General features: G+C 47.8%; 20 protein-coding genes and 1 tRNA gene. 16 read left to right on the top strand and 5 right to left on the bottom strand.

The window, feature by feature from the left end; genetic code table 11:
• Positions 1 to 6 precede the first annotated feature (6 nt).
• The 3 genes from JSU04_11055 (at position 7) to JSU04_11045 (ending at position 2785) form a co-directional block, all read left to right on the top strand.
• Positions 7 to 83, top strand: a tRNA-Arg gene (locus JSU04_11055).
• 168 nt (positions 84 to 251) lie between these two features.
• Positions 252 to 1595, top strand: a complete 1344-nt coding sequence (locus JSU04_11050; protein ID MBS1970839.1) for a response regulator — start codon at positions 252 to 254, stop codon at positions 1593 to 1595.
• Complete coding sequence (locus JSU04_11045) at positions 1592 to 2785, top strand: GAF domain-containing sensor histidine kinase (protein ID MBS1970838.1); 1194 nt, start codon at positions 1592 to 1594, stop codon at positions 2783 to 2785. The genes JSU04_11050 and JSU04_11045 overlap by 4 nt, the downstream gene beginning before the upstream one ends.
• 26 nt (positions 2786 to 2811) lie before the next feature.
• Here the strand turns inward: JSU04_11045 and JSU04_11040 are convergent, their stop codons facing one another.
• Positions 2812 to 3237, bottom strand: coding sequence for a DUF2141 domain-containing protein (locus JSU04_11040; protein MBS1970837.1), 426 nt, complete (start codon positions 3235 to 3237; stop codon positions 2812 to 2814).
• A gap of 106 nt (positions 3238 to 3343) precedes the next feature.
• Here JSU04_11040 and JSU04_11035 point away from each other — a divergent pair, with 106 nt between their 5' ends.
• A complete protein-coding gene (locus JSU04_11035; GenBank protein ID MBS1970836.1) occupies positions 3344 to 3910 on the top strand; it encodes a hypothetical protein in 567 nt (188 codons plus the stop codon).
• Positions 3911 to 4075: 165 nt separating this feature from the next.
• Positions 4076 to 4441: a hypothetical protein gene (locus JSU04_11030; GenBank protein MBS1970835.1), complete on the top strand. Its 366-nt coding sequence runs from the start codon at positions 4076 to 4078 to the stop codon at positions 4439 to 4441.
• Positions 4442 to 4460: 19 nt separating this feature from the next.
• Here JSU04_11030 and JSU04_11025 read toward each other — a convergent pair whose 3' ends face one another.
• Positions 4461 to 5033 (bottom strand): hypothetical protein, encoded by a 573-nt coding sequence (locus JSU04_11025; GenBank protein MBS1970834.1) that lies wholly within the window; start codon positions 5031 to 5033, stop codon positions 4461 to 4463.
• 115 nt (positions 5034 to 5148) lie between these two features.
• On the opposite strand from JSU04_11025, the gene JSU04_11020 reads away from it, so the two are divergent.
• Together JSU04_11020 and JSU04_11015 are read left to right on the top strand one after the other, a co-directional pair.
• Entirely contained in the window at positions 5149 to 7026 is a 1878-nt protein-coding gene (locus JSU04_11020) for an acetyl-CoA hydrolase (protein MBS1970833.1), read from the top strand.
• 55 nt (positions 7027 to 7081) lie between these two features.
• Positions 7082 to 7867, top strand: coding sequence for a hypothetical protein (locus JSU04_11015; protein ID MBS1970832.1), 786 nt, complete (start codon positions 7082 to 7084; stop codon positions 7865 to 7867).
• On the opposite strand, the gene JSU04_11010 is transcribed toward JSU04_11015, so the two are convergent.
• Together JSU04_11010 and JSU04_11005 are read right to left on the bottom strand one after the other, a co-directional pair.
• Positions 7864 to 8361 carry a DUF2127 domain-containing protein gene (locus JSU04_11010; protein ID MBS1970831.1) on the bottom strand — a complete coding sequence of 166 codons (498 nt, stop codon included), beginning with the start codon at positions 8359 to 8361 and terminating at the stop codon, positions 7864 to 7866. The genes JSU04_11015 and JSU04_11010 overlap by 4 nt on opposite strands.
• Before the next feature lie 103 nt (positions 8362 to 8464).
• Positions 8465 to 9283 carry a hypothetical protein gene (locus tag JSU04_11005; GenBank protein MBS1970830.1) on the bottom strand — a complete coding sequence of 273 codons (819 nt, stop codon included), beginning with the start codon at positions 9281 to 9283 and terminating at the stop codon, positions 8465 to 8467.
• A 126-nt stretch (positions 9284 to 9409) separates the two neighbouring features.
• On the opposite strand from JSU04_11005, the gene JSU04_11000 reads away from it, so the two are divergent.
• The 3 genes from JSU04_11000 (at position 9410) to JSU04_10990 (ending at position 13184) form a co-directional block, all read left to right on the top strand.
• Positions 9410 to 11236, top strand: a complete 1827-nt coding sequence (locus tag JSU04_11000; GenBank protein MBS1970829.1) for a TonB-dependent receptor — start codon at positions 9410 to 9412, stop codon at positions 11234 to 11236.
• A 264-nt stretch (positions 11237 to 11500) separates the two neighbouring features.
• On the top strand, positions 11501 to 12019 hold the full coding sequence (locus JSU04_10995) for a hypothetical protein (protein MBS1970828.1): 519 nt from the start codon (positions 11501 to 11503) through the stop codon (positions 12017 to 12019).
• A gap of 223 nt (positions 12020 to 12242) precedes the next feature.
• Positions 12243 to 13184: an aminoglycoside phosphotransferase family protein gene (locus JSU04_10990; GenBank protein MBS1970827.1), complete on the top strand. Its 942-nt coding sequence runs from the start codon at positions 12243 to 12245 to the stop codon at positions 13182 to 13184.
• 5 nt (positions 13185 to 13189) lie between these two features.
• Here the strand turns inward: JSU04_10990 and JSU04_10985 are convergent, their stop codons facing one another.
• Positions 13190 to 13939, bottom strand: coding sequence for a murein L,D-transpeptidase catalytic domain family protein (locus JSU04_10985; GenBank protein MBS1970826.1), 750 nt, complete (start codon positions 13937 to 13939; stop codon positions 13190 to 13192).
• 308 nt (positions 13940 to 14247) lie between these two features.
• On the opposite strand from JSU04_10985, the gene JSU04_10980 reads away from it, so the two are divergent.
• The 6 genes from JSU04_10980 to JSU04_10955 all read left to right on the top strand — a co-directional run bounded on the left by JSU04_10980 (position 14248) and on the right by JSU04_10955 (position 20963).
• Positions 14248 to 15912 carry a penicillin-insensitive murein endopeptidase gene (locus JSU04_10980; GenBank protein MBS1970825.1) on the top strand — a complete coding sequence of 555 codons (1665 nt, stop codon included), beginning with the start codon at positions 14248 to 14250 and terminating at the stop codon, positions 15910 to 15912.
• Positions 15913 to 16169: 257 nt separating this feature from the next.
• Complete coding sequence (locus JSU04_10975) at positions 16170 to 16607, top strand: hypothetical protein (GenBank protein ID MBS1970824.1); 438 nt, start codon at positions 16170 to 16172, stop codon at positions 16605 to 16607.
• An 11-nt stretch (positions 16608 to 16618) separates the two neighbouring features.
• Positions 16619 to 17854, top strand: coding sequence for a carboxy-terminal processing protease (locus tag JSU04_10970; protein MBS1970823.1), 1236 nt, complete (start codon positions 16619 to 16621; stop codon positions 17852 to 17854).
• Between the two features lie 179 nt (positions 17855 to 18033).
• Positions 18034 to 18663 (top strand): hypothetical protein, encoded by a 630-nt coding sequence (locus JSU04_10965; protein MBS1970822.1) that lies wholly within the window; start codon positions 18034 to 18036, stop codon positions 18661 to 18663.
• A gap of 48 nt (positions 18664 to 18711) precedes the next feature.
• Positions 18712 to 19959, top strand: coding sequence for an RDD family protein (locus JSU04_10960; GenBank protein MBS1970821.1), 1248 nt, complete (start codon positions 18712 to 18714; stop codon positions 19957 to 19959).
• Positions 19956 to 20963 (top strand): rhomboid family intramembrane serine protease, encoded by a 1008-nt coding sequence (locus JSU04_10955; GenBank protein ID MBS1970820.1) that lies wholly within the window; start codon positions 19956 to 19958, stop codon positions 20961 to 20963. Before JSU04_10960 ends, JSU04_10955 begins: the two co-directional genes overlap by 4 nt.
• Positions 20964 to 21019 lie beyond the last annotated feature (56 nt).

Here is a 21019-nt window from a genome sequence, read left to right as displayed (position 1 = left end):
TCTCGGGCGGCCGTAGCTCAGCTGGATAGAGTACTTGGCTTCGAACCAAGGTGTCGGGAGTTCGAATCTCTCCGGCCGCACCATTTCGTTTTCTCAAATATTTGCATTTCTAAATAGTCTTGCTCACAAATGTTTCTAGGAATCGCACCCGTTGTCCCATCCTTTTTGGTCTATAAACTCAAGAAAGTTCTTGATAACAATATCCTGTTTATAACATCCTTTTTGGGGGGATCTACATTTCAGGAGGAAATGTGTTGAAGGTTTTGGTGGTGGACGATGAGCCGGGAATTCGCGCGGCCCTCGAAGCCATTTTACATCAAGGCGGTCATAAAGTAGTCCAAGCCGAAAATGGCAGAAGGGCTCAGGAAATTCTGAGTTCCGAATCTTTTGATCTGGTGATCACGGATTTACAAATGCCTGAGGTCGACGGGCTTGCGCTTATCCAATGGATTAAAGCTCGTCAGCCGACGCCGATTTTTCTGTTAACCGCCTTCACGCAAATTTTGGAAACTCAGCAAGCTTACCAGCTTGGTGTCGAAGAGTTTTTCTCAAAGCCATTTAGTTTTAAAGCGATTACTGACGCCATCAATAAACTGCGTAACGGTGCCGCAGGTGCGACAGAACCCGAAGATGTGGATGCCCTTTACTGCCGAATTCCCATTGAGGACTTCGTTTCAAGCTCGGGGATTCAAATCAGCGTCTATATCAAGCTGGCAGAAAAAAAATACGTCCGTGTCGCCCATAAAGGCGATGAGATTCCCGACGAGCGAGTCGAGAATTACAAATCCCGGGGCCTGGCGTTTCTTTATGCGAGGAAAGAGGATTTTACTCGTCTTGTCGGTTTTAATTTGAATTTGTCCGAGGTCCTAAAAAAGTCATCGAAAATTTCGGCTGAAAAGAAGCTCGCGTTCTTGCGATATACGGCGGAGCTGATTCTTGAAAACACGGCAGTGAACGGAATTCACTCGAGGAGCTTTCAGCAGGCCGTCGATTGCCTGAACACCTGCCTTGCCGTGATCTCGGAAAGTGAAAACATCCTCGGCATGCTTGAGATTCTAAATGGGCATTCGGACTGGCTTTATGCTCATAGTTTAGGGGTCAGCGTTTACAGCGTGATGATCGGGCGTAAGATGGGATTTAGCAGTCAGTCGACCCTGTTTAAGCTTGCGATGAGCGGGCTTTTCCATGACATCGGCCAAAAGGAACTCGAAAAAGAAATTTTGGCCCGTGGGCGCGGACTTCTCAGTTTTGATGAGCGTAAAAGAATGGAGTCCCACGCGGCTCGTAGCCGTGAAATTCTGCGTGAACTTCGTGAAATCTCAGAGGACATCGTTCAAATTGTCTATGAGCACCATGAAGACTGCACGGGCCGGGGGTATCCTCGCCAGGTGCCGCCTGAAAAAATCCATCCGCTGGCGAAAATCGTTGCTGTGGCAGACCGGTTTTGTTACTTGGCTCTCGTAAGTCCCCATTCTTCGGGCAGCAGTGCGGCTGTAGCAATCCGGCAGATGGTGGTTGATCATAGTGGTGAGCTTGATCGTGTTTCTTTTACGGCATTAAAATCTCTTTGTGATAACAATGGAGCCTCAGCATGAATACGAATCCAGGAACTATTCTCACCGATGTTGTTGAGAAGCTCTCGATGGCAAGTACCTTGCCGGTCATCACCCAAACGGTTGCAGCCGCCGCCCGAAAATTGACAGGGGCGGACGGCGCCACCTTCGTCTTAAGAGATCATGATCATTGCTTTTACGCGGACGAGACGGCGATTTCTCCGTTGTGGAAAGGCCGTCGTTTTCCTCTTGAAACTTGCATCAGCGGCTGGGCGATGAATCATCGGCAGGTCGTTGTGATCGAAGATATCTATAAAGATAACCGTATCCCGCATGATGCTTACCGACCGACCTTCGTAAAAAGTCTTTGCATGGTTCCGATCCGTACCGAAGCGCCTATGGGAGCCATCGGAAATTATTGGGCGAATGGCTATTGTCCAGGCCCGGAAGAAATCAAGCTTTTGCAGGTCCTTGCCAATAGTGCGGCGATCGCGCTGGAGAATTTTCAGTTGAAAGAGAATCTAAAGCCTTCTGCGAAAAACGATAACGCCGATCGAGAAAAGGAATTTGAAACGGCGATTCACACTCTGGCTCATGATCTTAGGAATCCTCTGAGTACGATGATGCTCTTTACGGAGTTGCTACAAAATAAACTGGGATCGACGCAGGATCAGAAGCTGCTCAGTTATATCGAGTCTATTTTGAAAACCGGTCGTCACGCCAATGAACAAATCCGCAAGATGTTGTCCTTGTACAGCGTGCGCAGCCGGACAATTGAAAAGACCGAAGTTAATCTGTCGGCGTTGGTTTATGACATCACTGAGCAACTGAAGGCCCAGGCCGTCGGCCGAGAGATCAAAGTGGAAATTGAATCCAATGTCATAGTTATGGCAGATGCCCACTTAATTCGTCTGGCGCTGGAGAATGTGTTGGGGAATGCCGTGAAGTACACGGCTCGCAATTCTCAGGCTTTGATTCAGTTTAAAAAGCTCGGCACAACCAATAGCTCGGTTCTTTTTTATATAAAAGATAACGGCGATGGTTTTCATAACGAAGACTCGCATAAGCTTTTTCGGGCAATGAGTCGTTTGCACTCAGAAGCTGAGTTTGCGGGAACAGGATTGGGGCTGGCGTCTTCAGCAAAAATTATTGAAATGCATGGGGGCAGTATCCGTGCTGAAGGTGTTAAGGGCCGCGGTGCAACCTTCTTTTTTGAATTGCCGCTGACTTAATAAAGTATAAATCGAATTTTTGGTATTTATGGGTGAACGAGCTGGATTTCTTGAGTAGCACCGCTCGCGCTCACTGCGAATTTCATTTTAGCAAAGCTCGGTTTTGAGAAACCGATTCTCACGTTATTGCTAAAGGCATAGGGTTCACCCGGCAAACCAAAAGTGCCACGTTTCAAATCACCACTGCCGTCTTCATCATGATAAAGGAAGAACGCATATTCGCCTGGTGGTAAATCCATTGTTGTGCTTGCTGTATCGCCTTGCAAAGGTGTGATTTGTACTACGGCGTCCGGCGTTTCATTGTCCCAGCTCGCGGACTTGGCAAAAAGGTTCAGGATGATCGAACCCGTATTCTTTTTGAGTCCATGGATATGCACTTGTACGGGGCTTGCAAAAGCTTGCGCTGTGAAAAACATAAGAGCCGCGATGAGAGATGTTTTAAGTGTTTTCATGCTCGCCATTATTCAGAACTTCTTTCGAAGTTGATATTAAAAACGTCGCTGGTGCAAAAAACTTGTTTCGCTTGCTGGCGCCGCAGAAAAACACTAAGCTCAGTGTATGAAAACAGTTTTAAATCACGTGGCACTCTTACTCCCTTCGGCCGAACGCGCTTCAGAGATTTTGCGTCCTCTGGGAGCTAAGATGAATCCCGCGGCTCAGTGGGAAGGTGAAGGCACGCTTGAAATCTACGTTGGAGATCTGGACTCACAGATGGCGAGTCTTCTTTTGATGGAGCCCATTCAAGAGGGTGCTTACAGTCACGCGATGAAAAAACGCGGCCCGGGTTTGCACCATCTGGCGATCGATGTTCTCCACATGGAAGATTTTTTGGATAGCATTGCCAGCAGTGGCTGGCTTTTGCATCCTCGCAGTGTCAAGATGATCCGGCAAAGTAAGACGGCCTATCTTGCGCGGCCTGGAATTCCGACCTTGATCGAAGTGCAAGAGCGTGAAGAGCTGAAAACGCACCGACCGCTCGTGGAGGAGATTCGCATTCCGCACCTGCAGGCCAAAGAGCTGCAGATGTTTCAGACCTTAGGCCTTTCGCAAATTCTGGCGAGTGCGACGCCGGAGTTAGAACTCACCCTCGCCGGAAATAAAGTCGCGTTCTCTAGCTTGCTATAAAGAGATATGGACATTTTTAAGCTCGCGTTCGTGGACAAGAAGCTCAAGGCCGTTCTCGAAGATTAAAATCACCATTTAGTGAAAAACAAATATTTTTGTCAAATAAACCCGAAGACTGGGTCGTATCGTCGTAATGTCAGTGAACTCAATCAAAAGGGAGGTTTTATGCCTGAGAGAATTGCATCAGAGAGAAGTCGCAACACTAGCCGCCGTGGAAACGGTCGTAAAGCATCTAGATCTGCATCAGCTTCATCAAAGTCTTCTGGAATGAAAATGTCCGGTGCTTCTTCATCTAAGAAGAAAAGACTTTCAAAAGTGGCTCGTAGCCCGCAAAGCGCTAGCAAAAGCCGTCGTGCAAGAGCTAACGTAAAAACATTGAAATCGGAATCTGCATCTACAATCGGCCGTCGTGCTTTATCAAAGCCAGGTCGTTCTAGTGCGGTTCGCTCTGGCGCTGTTCGCAGTGCTTCTGCTAAAAGACAAACGTCTTCCCGCAGAGGTCAAACAAGCCGTCGCATGAGCGCTCACTAGGTTAAAAAGAGAAGACGGCTTATGACCGTCTTCTCTTTTTCTTTGGCTCTTCCGCCGTGAAAAGAATTTTTTCTGGATGGGTGAGGTTCGAGCTCGTCCGTGCGAGCTCCGCCGGTTTGCTTCGTTTGATGAGTAACCATTGTGCCTTTTTGCCGCTAAAGCGAGTCCGGATCAGCATCCAGTCGCCTTGAAGACGGCTTCCTTTAAGAGTAAATTCTAAGTGTCCTTTTTCCAACCCGTCGTGAGGATCTCCGTTGCTCAGCCAAGTTCCATGATCCCAGATCTCAACATGACCTGCACCATATTCGCCTTCGGGAATATCGCCATGAAATTCTGCGTAACCGAGAGGATGATCTTCCACTTCAACCGCAAGACGCTTTTCCCCGGGAGTTGTTGATGGGCCCTTAGGAACCGCCCAACTTTTCAGGACGCCGTCGAGCTCTAGACGGAAATCGTAGTGAAGATGTGAGGCGTGGTGCTCTTGAACGACGAAAATAAGTGGCTTGCTTTTGGTTTTCTTAAGAATGCGTGCCTTGGGTTCAGAGGTGACTCGGAAGTTTCTTTTGCGAGTATACTCCTGCAGTGGATTCATAGGACATCTCCTTCAAAATTACTTTTAACTTGTTTTGGCCTTTGAAATTTTGTATTTGGACAAGATTCCTGATTCGTAAAAGTATTTCGCGAACGCCTAAGGTAGGAGTTTTAATATGTGGTTGCTGAACGATCTGAAAAGTGCTGAAGACCTGATTTTCTCCCAGCTTGGCAAAGAAATTCGTCTGGCAACACCTCTCGGTCTTGGTAAACCCAACCAGCTGTTGAATCAGATCTACAACCATGCAAAGAAAGATGCTTCAATATCCCTGACGATTTTTACCGCGCTGTCGTTAGACATGCCGGATCCTAAGAGTGATTTAGAAAGCCGCTTCGTAGAACCTTTTTACGAACGCCACTTCGGTAAGAATTATCCTCGCCTTGACTATCTTCGGGATCTTCATAGCAAGTCTGTTCCTTCAAATATCCGGTTGCATGAATTTTATTTTCAGGCCGGGTCGCAGTTAAAAATTCCACTCGCGCAGCAAAATTACATCAGTTTGAATTATACCCATGTGACGAGGGCGATCTTTGAGATGGAGATCAATGTGATCGTTCAACTCGTGGCTCTGTCCCCAGATGGGCAGCGCTGCAGTCTGAGCTGTAATCCGGATCTGACATTGGATTTGCGAGACCTTTATAAGCAACAAGGAAAGAAGTTGCTCCTCATTGGTGTCGTACACCCGGATCTGCCCTTTCTCGGAGGCGACGCCGAAGTGGGCTTGGATTTCTTTGATGCGATCGTGAAAACACCGGAGGTCAAGGATAAGCTCTTTGCAGTGCCAAAGGCACCGGTGACTCCAGTCGACTATTTAATTGGCCTGCATGCAAGTCGTCTAATTCCCGATGACGGCACTTTGCAAATCGGCATAGGCTCTTTGTCAGACGCTTTAGTGTATGCGACGTTGCTTCGCCATGGAAAGAACGAGCTGTATCGAGAATTACTGCAGTCTCTTGATCAAGGTGGTGCATCTCCGCAGGGCGTAGAGATTTTTTCAGACATCTTTCATCACGGAATTTATGGGACGAGTGAAATGCTGATGGATGGCTTTATGAATCTGCGCCGGGGCGGGGTTCTTAAAAGGCTTATTTTTGATCATGATGAAAAAGCCCGCCGTTATTTGCACGGAGCTTTTTACTTGGGCTCGGCGGAGTTCTATGAATGGCTCAGAGGGCTCAAGGGCGAAGATTATGACGGCCTATCGATGACTCGGGTGTCGAAGGTCAACGATCTTTATGATGTGCACGAGCTGGCCCTGCGCCGACAGCGCAAACGCGCGCGTTTTTTCAATACCTGCATGCAAGTAAGTCTGCTCGGAGGAGCAGCTTCGGAAACTCTTGAAAATGGCGGTGTCGTCAGTGGCGTGGGCGGACAGTATAACTTTGTGGCCATGTCGCATGAACTGCCGGATTCGCATTCTGTTCTCATGCTCAAAAGCTTTCGCAAAGAAGGCCGAAAGAGAGCTTCAAATATCATCTGGTCACCGGCCCACCTGACGATTCCGCGCCATCTTCGGGACGTGGTTGTCACCGAATACGGCATTGCGGCGCTGAAAGGGCAAAGTGATGAGGTCTGCATTCAACGTCTTTTGATGATTGCCGACTCCGAGTTTCAGGAAGAACTCTTGGATCAAGCCAAGAGCTTCGGAAAAGTCTCTTCGAATTGGCAACTGCCCGCAGAGGCCCGTCACAATCACCCTGATAGAATCTTGAAGTTTACGCGTTCCTACCAAGGCCAAGGTCTTTTTACCGAGTTTCCTTTTGGCAGTGATTTCACTCCGGTCGAGGAGCGTCTTCAGGCGGGACTTCTCAGGTTAAAGACGCAAACTCTGGTTGAATTAATTCAGAGTCTTATCAAGGGGTTCAGTGTCAATGGATCTGAGTTCAGAGAAGAGCTGGAGAGAATGAAACTCCAGTCACCGAAATCGCTCCAAGAGCGCGTGTTCCGTCGTCTCCTGCTGTCGAGTCTTCAGTCTAGAAAAGCGTTCGACTAAATTTACAAGTCAAGAAACTGTTTATAAACTTACTTCAGTAGATAAAGAGGTGAGTGTGTATAATAGAATTATTTTAGTGGGCGTGGCGTTGAGTTTTCTAGCGTCTTGTAACGGAAAAAAAGCGAGCGATGAATACTATTCAGTCACGGATCCAAAGCAAAAGGTTGCGGGCTCACCTTTGTATGTGTTGGTGTCGACGTCTTACGAAGGACAAACAGACACGACCACGCAGGGCGCGTGCTACGTTGACTCGACAGCGACACCGCCTAAAGCTGTCAGCTGCACAGTGCGAATTCCAGAGCTGACACTTTATTACTCAGATCTGCATTTTGAAATCGGCTCAAATGACATCGTAACCTGTGCTCAAGTTGCTTTCTACCCGTACTACTATCGTAAAGACAGCACAGGGTCTTTCACACCTCCTGGCGATACGACTGCTATTGATTGCTCAGCCGGAGCTGATGCCAAATGTTTTGGTGGAGCCGCCGTCAGTATGCTGACGAAATTTCCGGCACTCACGGGAGTTTACTTCCTTCCGGCCGTGGCATCGAAGGCAACCTTTAATTTGAAAGCATCAAACACATTACGCGGTGACAATTTGAAAGATCCGGCATTGAAAACCAATGTGAATGCCGCGAACAATCTGCCTTCGGCTTTAAGATCAACGCCGATTTCATCGCCTGTGACTTACGACGGCACCGATTTTCAGGACTATCAAATCTCTTGCAACGACGCCTGGGGCGCACCTCAGTATGTGCTCACTTTGAAAGTCGCCGACTATGACACGAAAGTGAACGAATATGATGCGACCGAGGATCATTTCTATGACTGGGGTGACTAAGGCTGGTTTTCGCCGAGGATCTCGGCACGCGCTTTATCATCCGCGTTTTTGATCCAAATCAAATACACGATCAATAAGATATTAAACAGAGTCACTAGGGCCTTCAGCAGCGTCATGTGGTGATAGAGCCCGTAAAACTCCACCGGTAAATACAAGCCACCCGAGATGATTGCCAGCCACTGGGCCCATGTGCGCTGTTTCCACAGACCATAGGCTTCAACATAGCGGAGAGCCGAGTAGGCGAACGCAAGGCAGGCCAGCAGCACGATATCCCGATCGTGGAGTCCCGCGATGATTTTCAAAAAGATTTGCGAATAGCGTTCGTGCAGACCCAAGTGAACCACCAGATGCTCACCGAGTTTTTGCAGATCGTGGTGAACGAAACGCAAAATGCCAAAGCCTGCAGCCAGCACAAGAGTGCCCTTAAACGCTTCAAATGCGGCGATAAGGTGCAGGCCTTTGCGGTGTATCCCGATACGAAGTTTATGAATCATGAAGGCATTTTATAAGCCATAGACGTCTAATGGCAAGCCGAGGGTGATTTAGGGCAAGAAATTCTCTCTGAGAAATCACTTTATTGTCGTTTATGAAAGGGACCTATTCGAAGTCTGATGCATCGTCAGTAGAATCTTTTTTGTCCTCGGTAGGAGGAGCCGTCGCAGGTTCTTCGCAAGTCACTAAGATGTACTTCTTAATATCTTTGTCTTTGCTCGAAGTCTGTACCAAGAGTTTAGAGTTACCAGCCATCAAAATATCAGCGGCCTTTGAAGCATCATCAGGCAAAAGGAGGTCGTTCGCTTTTGCCATGTCTTTTGCAGTCACACAGGCGAAGACAGCCTTGTTCTCGCGCTCTGGGATGACACTGCTGAATCGGCCGATAGCCGCCACAGTCTTGCCAGGAGTCAGTTTCACAGTTGTGATGTCTTGATCCGCCGGTTCTTTGTCAAGATCCGCGGAGTTGCCAAGGCAAGCAAGGCTGACCAAAGTTTTTGGAGCTTCTTTCGTCGTTTCTTTTTGACGAGTCGGCAGAACCGCTTCAGGAATGTCCATGGTCACGACTTGGCGAAGGATGATCTGGCTCTTGCCTTGAATTTTAATTTGCTCTTTTTCGTTTTGAGATTTTGCGATGTTTTCGGCACAGAAAACAGTCGTGGTCATGCTTTCGCCGCTGATAGAAACATGTCGAATGGCGCTGCCGTTCATCATAATTCTGCGGCTGTTGGTGTTCGTCGGCATGTTCAAAATGCCGTCGCTATTATCATCGCCGGTCTTTTCAGAAGGGTTTCCGCTATTTCCAGCTCCCGCCTTGGCCTGATTGTCTTTCATTTGACGGGCTTTGAGCTGTAATTGGCTCTTGTCACCGCAAGCAGCAACGCAGAAAGTAGCAGCTAAAGATATCAACAAAACGCGTTTCATAATATTTCTCCTGAAAGTTCCAACCGGTGCTACCTTCAAACCCGAGACCAGGGTTGCAAACTCTTTACGCAGGTCTCAGCTGTTAAGCTTTTAGACAGAGGCCCTTTTTGGTGTTAAGACAAATCCATGACAACACAGCTTCGCAAACACTTCATGGTTCCATTCTTCGCTCTGGGAATGGGACTTCAGATTCAGAACAACAACACATCTTTCATGCAGGCGCCGACGTCGGCAGAGGAAATTCCCAGCGACACGATTCAAGAGCGCCAGGATGTCACTCCGACAGAAGCCATGAAATCCTTGCCGGGTGTGGTGATGGTGGGATCAGAAGTGACGACCTATGCCGGAAGCCTCTTCTTGCGCGGAGCTAGTGGCGATCAGACACTGTTCATTTGGAATGATTTTCGTGCGGATAACTTCACCGCGCCCACCGGCGCAACGGATCCGTTCGGTTTTGGCGCGGAGTTTTCAAATCGCATTCGTGTTTTGAAAGGCCCGCAGAGCTTGCTTTACGGAACTCAAGCCATGGGCGGCGTGGTTCTGATCGATAATGATCCGGATTTGGATTCAAGCCTAGAGGTCGCCGGCGGCAGCCTTGCCACCAGCCGTGGCACTGGCGAGTTCCGCTTCCGCGGCAATCGCTGGCAACTAGCGGTTGGGGGCTCAGCTCTTAGCACGGAAGGTGTTTCAGCATACAATGCGGCGGTTCCGCGTGGCAGTGATGGCAAACTTGAAACCGACGGCCGTCAGAAAAGTTCAGCCAGCCTTATTGCGAGCTTTGACCTTCCGAGTGAGGATCAGTTGCAGATCATGGTGAATGGCCTTCGCGACACGCTCAGCGACGATGCTCCTCCTTTGGATGATATCAATGCGCACACTGAAAATCGCGGGACGCAATGGAAGGCCCGCTACAAAGCCAACTGGAGTGATAGCGCCGACAGCTCGTTCTTAGTTACGCAGCAGAACACCGACCGTGAAAATAAAAATCCGACAGATGTTTACAACTCTGATTATTATTTGGATCAATCCAAAGGACTTCGTACCAGCTTCTTGAATCGCAACAACATCCGTGCGCTCAAAAGCCTGTGGCAAGTGGGCCTTGAGTATAACGATGAGCATGGCGATTTTTACTCAAACTCCAATACAGATCCGGCGGGGAGTTCATTTAGCCCGCACACCAATGACGGCAGCGTTTATTTAGTGAACGACTGGAACTTTCAGAGCTCAGACCTTTCATGGGGCGTGCGTGGCAATTGCCAGGACTCTAAGGACTGCGTAGCGGTTTATCAGCTCTCTTACCAGTGGCATTGGGCGGAAGCTCAGCGAAGCCTTTATGGCGTTGTGAGCAGCGGTCTGAAGCGTCCGACGCTGTATCAGCTTTACTCGAGCTACGGCGATCAAAGCTTGGCGGCGGAGCGAAGCCGGGCTTATGAGCTCGGCTTCGTGCAGAGATTCGGGACTCCACAAAAGGTGAAACTCGCCCTCTTTACCAATCAGTTTACGGACCTCATTGATTACGACTTTGCGGTTTCAAAATATAAGAACACCAAGCGTGCCAAAACCGAAGGCGCTGAACTTAGCCATCAATACGATGCGGTTTTCTGGGATTCGCAGCTCTCGCTTTCGCAGGTTTACGCAAAGGATGAGGAGACAGGATCTTATTTGCTCCGTCGTCCGGTGTGGCAGGGGGCTTGGAACCTCGGCTATAACATTTATGAGCCGCTCCGGTTGATGAACGAGTTCGTTTACATCGGCGAGCGCGAGGATAGTACCGGAACTCAGCGCGTGGCTCTCAATGCCGTGACGCTCTGGAACGTGGCTGTGACCTATAAAGGCGTTTATGGGCAATACTTTTTAAGGGTGAACAACCTTGGCAATACTTTCTATGAAGACATTTATGGCTATCTGACTCCAGGAAGATTTGTTTGGTTAGGTGCTAAGATGCTTTTCTAGAGAGGATTTCAGTGTAATTTCTCGTCGAAGTGCCCGCCAAAAAGGCATGGTTTTTCTACGTAGAAATTGCAATTTCACTCGATCGATTTGTTTAAATAGTTGGAAATTTTCGGTTTTGTCATTTTTTCATCCAATTGCCATATTGTGTCATTGGGTCTTTTAGGATATAACCTTTTCCTCTGCTAAACGCTTAAAAAATAAATGGGGAGGCTTGGGGCCGTGATCGATTCAACTGGTACAAATCCAAATGCTATTGAAGAAGAAATGGATGAACTCGACAGTGATCTCAACGATGAACTCGATGAGGATCTTGATGGTGAAGAAGCCGAAGATCAGTTCGGTGACGACGGTTTATCTGCCGAAGCTCTCGAAGGTCAGTTAGGTCTGAACTCTCTTGGCCAATTGGGCGAAGAAGAAGAAGACATGAATCTTGATGAGATCGACAATATCTTGGATCTCACTGATGACAAATATCCTAAGTTCACCCTCGCGAAGAACAAAGCACGTTTCTTGCGCATGGTGAGCTGGTACCGCTCTAAAGAAGAGTGGATCGAAGTGGCTCCATTGAGTGGCGTTACTAAGCTGTTCAAGCAACAAACGAAAGAGTTGGAAGGCATCCGTTCTTCTAAACTTGATTACGAAATGGAACTCGAGACAGGAACTTTGACTCCATCTCAACGTTCATACCGTCGTGACGAATTGAAAATGTGCCGCGTACAAGAAAAGATGGCGGTTCATTTGATTTCTAAACTTCAGGTAAAAATTAAGTCTGGCCGTAGATAGTTTCTGCGTAGACTTGAAAAGAAAAAAGCTGACTATGAAAGTCAGCTTTTTTTTTGCCCTTGGAGTGGTGGCTCCGCTGGTCTTTCTACATCCTGATACCCGAAGGGCAGCGCAGCTCATCGCGGACTCTGTCCTCGAGCTCCTGCTGCTGACGGGCATCGTGCCCGTCAGTTCAATGTGCTTGGGAGTTGTCTTTTAATTTTTATGGAATTAGCTTTGAAAGATGAGATCTCCGAATCATTTAGCTATTAAAGAAGTTTGTCGTACAGCGATTCCGCAGCTGGCGGATAAGCATGGACTCGGTGAAGTTATCTTGCTTCGGCTCGATGAGAACGGATGGGTCAATCCTTGTTTCTTTTTAAACGAGGAGTATGTCATTCGTTTTAACGCTCGCGATCCTGAGGTGCCGAAATTTCAGCGCGAGAAGTTTGTGTTCTCGCTTCTTCATGCTTCGCGGATCCCGACTCCTAAGTCGTTTGTTTTAGATGAAAGCCGCGAGTTCGTTCCTTATGAGGTGCTGATCACTAAAATGCTGCCGGGTCAGAATATCGAAGCTCAATGGCCTTCTCTAGATACGCAGGAGCGTGAGCTCGTAGCAGCAGACGCCGGGCGATGGCTAGCGCAGTTACATCGACAGAGCTTTGATTTTTTCGGAGAACTGACGAATCGCGGGCCGCTGCCACGTACTGGGACTTGGATTGAGTATCTTGAAGCGCGGCTCGAGTATCATCTTCAGCAATCAGCAAAATTTAAAATCTTTGAAGCCGCAACGGAGGATCGCTTCCGTCAGGCTTTGCAGGATCGCCGCGAGATTTTTGAATCTGTCACAGAAGCAAGCCTCATTCATATGGATTATCATCTTGGCAATCTTTTGCACCAGGATTTGAAAGTCACTGCGGTTTTGGATTTTGAATGGGCTTTTGCGGGAGATCCTCTTTATGATCTCTGCCGCTGGGTTCATGGTGAAGACTGGCCGGGGAGCCGTAAAGGCTTCTTACAGGGTTATGGCCGAAGTGGCTTCAGTGATCTGGAATTACGGCGCATTGAGATCTATCAAATGCTTCAGAATATAGAACTGTGCCCCGTCGCCGCAGAACATTTCCCGGCAGACGAGGCACAATCATATCGTAAAACGACCTTAGAACAATTCGAGCGGATGATTTAACGGCACTACTTGTAGACTGCGTTGATGAGCGCGCCGCCCTTTAACATGTTGATCACTTGAGTGCGAAGGCTCATTGTGACTGCAGGGCAGCCCCAGCTGCGGCCTTGGGTCACGCTGGATTCGCTGACATAGTCTGCGCCGTGAATAACAATGGCACGGCTACGAGCGTTTGAGTTTGTTGTTGAACGTCCATCCAATTTCAATGAAAGACCGTGGTTGCCGCTGTAAGTTTCTGCTGTCGTATAGAAGCCCAGTGAACTTGCGTTTGAGCCAGAGACGTTGCTGAACTTTGTTGCGTAACTGTCGTGATCAGGATCGGAACCTTTGCCATGAGCAACGTGGATTGCCATCACCTTGCCGGTTTTCATATCAATAATATAAAAACGTTTTTCTTTCGAGCTTTGTGCGAAGTTGATCACAGCGATGTAGTTTTTGTTGCTGATTTTTGATTGGTTGGCCTCGAAGTAAGCAACAGTATCAGCAAGTGCTTTGCTTGGAACGATGTGACTTGGATCCAAGTAGTCATACTTGGACAAAGCCACGTCTTTATCGCCTTGATTTTGGGATGGCGGAGTCAACTCTCCCAAATCCTTATTCGTCGTGTCTCCCTCACCGGCAGCGGAATTCCCAGGCTGCTCTGTTGTCGGATCATCGTTGAGCGCAGTTTGACCAGGGTTACTGAAGTTGTTGCCACAAGCTGTGAAACTGAATACCAAACTGCACATCAGAAATACTCTTGAAATCATTTTTACCATTAGATCCCCCTTGTGGTTTCAGTGTGCGTTCAAAGGCTACAAGACGTTTTCGGCTGCTGGCGCGGATTTGCTGACTAAACAATTGAAATCAAGACCTTCGACTGAGAAAAAATAAAACGTAGGTCGCGGAAATAAACGAAGCCTCCTGGAGGTGAGACCCCACAATTTGCGGCTTCGGGGGATGACAAAAAGGGTCGCTTTTTAAAAAGTTCGACAGATGAAAATGGATGGATGATGGATTAATTGGAGCTAAGTGCGTGTCTCGTTTTGGCACATCTCGTGCTTGGTAGAGAAGCGTGGAGATCCCTATGGAACGTAAGATCGTATTATTACCATTACTGGCATTCCTTTTTGCATCCTGCTCGCCGCACGGGTTTCAGGAACCATTGGTGACACTGCAAAAGGAAGAAACTCAACCCACAATCAAAAAAGTTGAGCAACCTTATATCTCCCGCAAAGTCGGCGATCTCGCCATCGTCGAAGGTTATGTTCAATCGAACGACCTCAAACTTTCTATCGACGGCAAAACGGCAAAGACATCTGTGAAGGGTAATGTCGCTGTAAACGTGATCGGCGTCGGTCGCGTGAATGTCCCAGTCGATGTCGAAGGAACGATTGAAGAAGATCCTGATTTCGGCGCTATGGGATACATGAAGCCGCTTAATAACGACCACTTGGCCACTCAGAATATGCGAATGGGCGCAAAGATCACGTGCTTGACTGCAAACTGTGCGGATTCTTTCATCGATATCTACGTTTACCAAAATAATTATGTCTACCATCATCAGGTTCAGGCACACAAAAACGAGATCCCTGATTTTACGAAGGGGAACTATCCTCAACATGATGAGGACTCGGATACAACTTCGGCTCCTACAAAAGGCTCAGGCAAAGGCACGGGCGGAAATGCACCGTCTTTAGAGCCATCTAAAGATGTTCCAGCGAAGCCAGAACCAAAGAAGCCTAAGAAGCAGTATGAGGATGACGGCTCTCAGTTCGAGCATAGCGATGGCGATGCAGACAGCAATGAAAATGGTGGTTTCTACGTCGGTCAGCAAGAGCGTGACGTGAACGTGATCTTCCCGGATTTGACTCCACAGAAGGAGTCGCCGAAGAAAGATGATAACAAGCAAGACCCTAAATCCGGCGGTAAGAAGGATGACAAACAGAACGCAGGTCAAGATACTCAGAAAGATCCGAAGCAGGAACCTAAGCAACAACCTGCAAAAGACGATAAGAAGACAGATACAAAATCTGATTCTGAGAACACGGGTATTGTCGGTACGATTCTTCGTAAGTTGAACCAGGCGGTGACTTCGGTTGTTTATGATAAGCGTGGCAATCCTAAGTTTACGGTTGGCCGTTTGGAAAACGCGACGAATCTTTATAGCTATGAACAGAAGATTCCAGATATCGGCTTTCACTTTATCTATCCGAAGCGTGAGACTTACTACGGTACCGAAGATATGCTGAACGCTCTCATGAATATCGGTAAGTTCAACAAAGCTAAAGTAAATGGCTATGTGACAAAAGTCGGAGATGTCTCTCGTCAAAAGGGTGGTAGCCTCGGTAACCATAGCTCCCATCAAATGGGTATTGATGCAGATATCTCTTACTACTTTGATGACGTGAACAAGCAAAAGGGTCTTGATGATGCTGTTGAGTCTTCGAAAGTTGTAAGAAGTTTTATGGAAGATGAGCAGTGGACGTTGTTTAAGTCCCTTGTTGAACAGAACATCGTGGCGTTCATCTTTGTCGATCCGGTGATTAAGAAAGATCTCTGTGCATTTGCAACTCGCTCGGGTGATTTCAAATCGGGTGATACAACAAGTGTGGCATTCAGAACATTGCGCAGCTTGAATACATCAGCGCCAGGCCATGACAATCACTTCCACCTGCGCTTGAAATGTTCGGAAGGTCAGCCTCGTTGCCGTCAGCAGCCATTGCCATCAGGCACGTCGACGGGCTGCTAGTCGGCTGTGCTGCTCTCTATAATATTGTCAGTTTCCACCGAACTGGGCTCAGCTCGATTCAACTCGACCTGGGTCCAGTGCTCATTCTCGTTATAAGTCAAGTCCCATTGTGAGACAGGTTGATTGTGGAGTCTTTCTCGAGGCTTAAACTGTCTCAAAATATTTTTGTTGAGACCCCTAAATTCTCACGATGAAACGCCGATACGATAAAAGTGATTCAAACATGAACGTTTAACGTATCAATAGGGGAGGACGAAATGTCTCGTACGATTATGATTATGGTGAGTGATAATGCTGAGGCGATCGATAATGCCAAGAAGCAATGGGAACACAGCGATGTGACTTTCCAAGTATACTCACCAACGCAATGGAGAGAAGGAATGGAATCTCCGTTCTTCCGTCAGCAACTCGTTGCTGGTGTTCCTGCATTGGCATTTGGTTCTAGCTCAGTCAGCGGCGAAACTGGTGGCAACAATGTATTGCCATTCCCAGGTCCAGGCTCTTATACAGCTGACAACAAAATCCAAAAGATGGATGAGTTGGAAGCTCATGCTATCGAAAATGCGATTGTTCAGTACAAAGGGAATTTGACTGAAGCAGCAAAAGCTTTGGGTATCGGTCGTGCGACACTTTATCGTAAAGTGAAGCAATATCACATCGATCCGTCACAAGCTCGTAAGAAGAGAGCGGCTTAATATTCCCTATTATGAAGATGAAGGTCTTCGAAAAGCCAGGATGGATTCCTGGCTTTTTATTTTTACTACTGTGTATAGCCTTCGGTGTTTGGACGGTTCGTAAAGCAAAACCCGTCAACGCCTATGCACAGATTTGCCATTTCGTGACCGAGCACATCTACATGAATGGCGACACGGTCCGAACTTGGGGCCAGAATTGTTTGAAGCGCTCCGAACTTGTTCAGCCAGATACCGCAGTCGGCAACATCATCGAAGATCTCAATGATCAATTCTCGGCACTCCACACCTCTCACTTAGTGATTTACAATGCTGCCGAGTCAAAACGAGTCTGGAGCGGCGAGAGTACAGAGACCGGTATAGAGTCCGGCTACGTCGAAGGGGAGCTTGTCATCTTTAAAGTTCACCGCAATTCCCCGGCGGAGGCTGTCGGCCTTCGCATGGGTGATATCATTTACCAAATTAACGATGACCTCGGCACTCCGGAAATCGCAGAGAAAACCTCGGGCAAATACCTTATTGTCAGGAATAAAAAAATCACTGAATACAAAATCGTCGCAAAAGAAATTAAGCGCGAAGAAAACCCCCGCGTCGAGCGGGTTTCAGAGCGCACGGCAAGGCTCGTTGTCCCTTCTTTCCGTGCGGAGTATTTTGAAAAAGATCAGTGGCGAAAGCAGATCGCAGAACTTAAGAAGTATCAGAAAATCATCGTCGACTTGCGCGGCAATTTGGGCGGGAATTTCGTCGCAGGTCTTCGGTTTTTGTCGCCGTTTATGTGCGGCTCTCAGGATATCGGGTATTTGTGGAAGCCAAAATCCAAACTTAAAAAAGAAGCCGTATTGCCTGATGATCTCGATGATGAACACCAGGTGGAGATTCTGGATGAGTCTTTTCTTGTTCGGCTTTTAACTTTTGAGGACTATGACTGCTTAACGGCGTCGGTCGCGGTTCTCGTCGACTCGAGCAGTGCTTCGACGGCCGAGATGGTGGCGCAGGCATTGAAGGATTATATCGGAGCAAAAATCTTCGGCTCGGCCAGTGCAGGTCAGTTGCTGGTGGGTGTTTGGTATCCATTGCCAGCTTTGTCTCAGGGCGTAAAAATCTCCGTGCCTGAAGCGATTTATCAGACGAAGCGGGGCCACAAGATCGAAGGTCCAGGAGTCCAGGTCGATAAAGTTCTCTATTATCATTTGGGAGAGCTACAGAATGGCGAAGACAGTTGGGTGAAGACTGCGGTGCAACTGTTTTAGCGTCTCATATTAAAACGTCTAACAACTTACAGTCGGATGTTGAGCGAGTGTACGATAAGATGTACTTTAAAAGAAGCTGGTGAAGTACAGGTTCGGCATGGGATTCGCTTAAGTCTTATAATAGATCATTAAGACTAACCCGACCGGAAATTTCACGTGTCGAACAAGAGGGGCCGTAGATGTCTAAACAAGCAGAAAACAAAGTCCTTGAGTTTCCACAATCCAAATCATTGCGCAAGCGTTTGATGGATCGTGGTCAGGATCAGAAAGCCGTTTTGGGTCTTTCGATTGTGTCTGTTTTGGTCATGACGGTTTTCCTCAATGAATGGATTGTAAAATCCCAGCAGTCAGTCAATGCCATCACTGAGGGCAACCGTGGAATCGCAAGTTTCGACGATCGCGATTCTGTTGAGAGCATCAAATGGGAACATGAAATCGCTAAAAAATTCGCTGAAGAAAAAGAGTCTGCAAAAAGCCTCATGGCTGTGAAGCCCACTTTGAAAGACGAATTGGTGTTTGGTTTCCTTGAGGGGAAATACAAAACTCGTTTGGTCAACGCAAAGATCGAAGGCTTCGACTTTACTGAAAACCAAGCTGGAGACCAGCCTTTGGTCATCAAAGAGAAAGCGGAATTCTTGAAGATCTTCAAGAGCGTTTTCACAGTGGGTTATGCAAAAGTCCAGTTGGAAAGCCGCGAGGGCAGCAAAGAGGTTTATAAACTGATGAGTTCGGCAAATAAAGACCTCGGTCATGCTCAGTTTGACCTCGATGAACAAGGGCGAGTTCTGTCCTTGAAGATTGTCCAATAATATATAACTAGACCGCAGTTTTAAGACTGTTAGACCGATAAATCCCTTATGGTAGTAAGGGATTTATCATTTTCAGAAACACATCCGCCACGCAATTATAAACCGTCGACACCTGCGACGGCGCAACTGCCGCTGGCTCCAGTCACAGATCGCTTTATCGCCTTCATTTTGGATTTCCTTATCCTTTCTCCGGTTGTGAGTTTTTGTGTCGCTGGAGTGCTCAGAAATCTAAAAACTGTTTTGCTTTTAAACTCTGACTCTGAAGAAGCCGTTGTGATTTGGGCTCTCTTCGTTGTGGGCATTGTTTGTGTGTCTTCATTGGTTCAGGCATTTTTCATCTACTTCTGGCAGGCGACCCCTGGGCAGAAGTTTCTTCAGTTGGAAGTCATCTCCTATCCGCAAGCTTTGAGTGATCATCGCAAACTGACCTTCGCACAATCGTTCTTGCGTCCAATGGGCTGGTGGTTTGGCTCTCTGTTGATGGGAGTGCCATTTCTCGAGATCTTAGGCCATCCTCTGCGTCGTGCTTTTCATGAGCGAGTTTCTGACACTCTCGTGATTTCTCATAAGCATGAACCGGTGGATCTGCCACTGGCGGTCGAGACTCGTTACATCAGTTCGACACTTTGGATTTTCTTCGGCTTCATGTTTGTGATGGGGCTGGCATTGATGGGGAAAGCCTATAAAGCGGCAGTCCTTGAAGGTCTGAACGGTAAGAAGACATTTAGTCAGGCTTATTGTCCAAGCATTCCGACAGATCGCTATCAGGGGCAAAAGCGTCTGGATGTCGCTTTGGCGATGTACTTAGCGGATGAAGCCGACGATGCCTGCGTTTACACCGAAGCTCAGAAGGCTGTTTGGGCTCTCGAAGGCGAAAACAAAGCTCTCGGCAATTTGGCCATGGCTGTTATCGCAGAGGATGAAAAAGAAGCCGCTGCTTATCAGGACCTCGTTTGCGCGGGGAGTGAGAAGTCCGAGGCTTGTGCGATTTCAAACTACTTAAAATCTAAAGATAAAGACAAGGGCAATATCCTGCGTCGCGCGGGTTTAGGTCTTGTGTCTTCGCGTTTGCTTCTTTTGAAAGACTCAATGGATCAGAAGAACTATGCTTCGGCGGTCGGTCTTATCAAGGATCTTGAGATGGAATCTCCGCTCGAGGGGTTCTTAAATAAGAATCTCGTGAAGGCGGCGTGGATCTTGAATGCTCAGGCGACTCAGAAGAACTCTCGTGTTCCTGCGAGTGCCGATGAAAAACAAATTCTTCAAGAGTTCAAGAAACGGTATGAAATCGAATGATTTTACCTAACCCAGAACCTCTTTCAAAGTTTCATCGCTATCCTCTGACGTGGACGCTGCTAGCCTTGAATGTTCTGATATACTTTCTATTCTTTGCCGGTCAGCCGGATGCTTTTCAAGAGCAAAAGATTTTGCAGACAGAATCAACGATTATTACCGGCAAACTCTATCATCAGTATCTCCAACACCTCAGCAGCTTTGAGCAATCAAGCCGCGCTTCGTGGATTTACAAACTCAACGCCGAGAGCGATGATCAAATGGAAATCCTGGGCTCGTATGCTCTTCGCGATGCGGATTTCCTGGGCCAAGCCGAGAGCTTTCCTTATACGGGGGATCAAGTCGCTATCAATCGCTGGCGCGAGCAAGCAGCGGCTTTCATGAAATTCTACGATGAAGATACGATGTACAACTTCGGTTTGAATAAAGCCGATAAGAACTCTATTACCTGGATCACGTATCAGTTTTCGCACGCGAGTCTCACTCACTTATTTAGTAATATGCTTTTTCTTGTCGTGATGGGAACTGCGGTTGAAACCATGGTGGGTAGTTTTGCGCTTTTAGTGATTTATCTCTTAGGCGGCATCGCCGGTGGTGCAGCATTTTTATTCTATAACGGTCACGGAGTGATTCCGATGGTCGGGGCGAGTGCGTCGATAAGTGCGCTCTTGGCCTTCTACGTGGTGGCTGAGACACGCCGTCGCGTGCGCTTTGTGTATTTCATCTCGCCATTCCCGGGGCATAACGGCTTCATTTATCTGCCAACCTTGTTGATCATTCCGCTTTTCTTGCTGGTCGATTTTACGAGCTTGATCGCCAATCCTGAGGGGATCGGCAGTGGAGTCGCGTACTCAGCCCATGTCGGCGGTACGATCTTTGGTGTGATCACAGGCGCCTTTGCCCGCTGGGTTTTGCACGTCGAGCGTCCGCTGGTATTTGTCGATCCCGTGCCGGTTCCAAAGCACGAAGAAGACCGCGACGATTACGATGACGAAGAGTGGTTTTAGTCTTTAGATCAATAAAAAAAGGGGACCTTCTGGTCCCCTTGGTATTTGTAGTTAAG

It is taken from the genome of Bdellovibrionales bacterium (assembly GCA_018266295.1).
Taxonomy (GTDB): Bacteria; Bdellovibrionota; Bdellovibrionia; order Bdellovibrionales; family Bdellovibrionaceae; genus JACMRP01.
The sequence above is the reverse complement of the archived record's forward strand: the minus strand, read 5'-3'. Positions and strand labels throughout refer to the sequence as shown.

Bases quoted from the DNA above. Each gene is read 5' to 3' on its own strand.
- JSU04_11045 (MBS1970838.1), top strand. From the start codon at position 1,592: ATGAATACGAATCCAGGAACTATTCTCACCGATGTTGTTGAGAAGCTC.
- JSU04_11040 (MBS1970837.1), bottom strand. From the start codon at position 3,237: ATGAAAACACTTAAAACATCTCTCATCGCGGCTCTTATGTTTTTCACA.
- JSU04_11035 (MBS1970836.1), top strand. From the start codon at position 3,344: ATGAAAACAGTTTTAAATCACGTGGCACTCTTACTCCCTTCGGCCGAA.
- JSU04_11030 (MBS1970835.1), top strand. From the start codon at position 4,076: ATGCCTGAGAGAATTGCATCAGAGAGAAGTCGCAACACTAGCCGCCGT.
- JSU04_11025 (MBS1970834.1), bottom strand. From the start codon at position 5,033: ATGAATCCACTGCAGGAGTATACTCGCAAAAGAAACTTCCGAGTCACC.
- JSU04_11020 (MBS1970833.1), top strand. From the start codon at position 5,149: ATGTGGTTGCTGAACGATCTGAAAAGTGCTGAAGACCTGATTTTCTCC.
- JSU04_11010 (MBS1970831.1), bottom strand. From the start codon at position 8,361: ATGATTCATAAACTTCGTATCGGGATACACCGCAAAGGCCTGCACCTT.
- JSU04_11005 (MBS1970830.1), bottom strand. From the start codon at position 9,283: ATGAAACGCGTTTTGTTGATATCTTTAGCTGCTACTTTCTGCGTTGCT.
- JSU04_11000 (MBS1970829.1), top strand. From the start codon at position 9,410: ATGACAACACAGCTTCGCAAACACTTCATGGTTCCATTCTTCGCTCTG.
- JSU04_10995 (MBS1970828.1), top strand. From the start codon at position 11,501: ATGGATGAACTCGACAGTGATCTCAACGATGAACTCGATGAGGATCTT.
- JSU04_10990 (MBS1970827.1), top strand. From the start codon at position 12,243: ATGAGATCTCCGAATCATTTAGCTATTAAAGAAGTTTGTCGTACAGCG.
- JSU04_10985 (MBS1970826.1), bottom strand. From the start codon at position 13,939: ATGGTAAAAATGATTTCAAGAGTATTTCTGATGTGCAGTTTGGTATTC.
- JSU04_10980 (MBS1970825.1), top strand. From the start codon at position 14,248: ATGGAACGTAAGATCGTATTATTACCATTACTGGCATTCCTTTTTGCA.
- JSU04_10975 (MBS1970824.1), top strand. From the start codon at position 16,170: ATGTCTCGTACGATTATGATTATGGTGAGTGATAATGCTGAGGCGATC.
- JSU04_10970 (MBS1970823.1), top strand. From the start codon at position 16,619: ATGAAGATGAAGGTCTTCGAAAAGCCAGGATGGATTCCTGGCTTTTTA.
- JSU04_10965 (MBS1970822.1), top strand. From the start codon at position 18,034: ATGTCTAAACAAGCAGAAAACAAAGTCCTTGAGTTTCCACAATCCAAA.
- JSU04_10960 (MBS1970821.1), top strand. From the start codon at position 18,712: ATGGTAGTAAGGGATTTATCATTTTCAGAAACACATCCGCCACGCAAT.
- JSU04_10955 (MBS1970820.1), top strand. From the start codon at position 19,956: ATGATTTTACCTAACCCAGAACCTCTTTCAAAGTTTCATCGCTATCCT.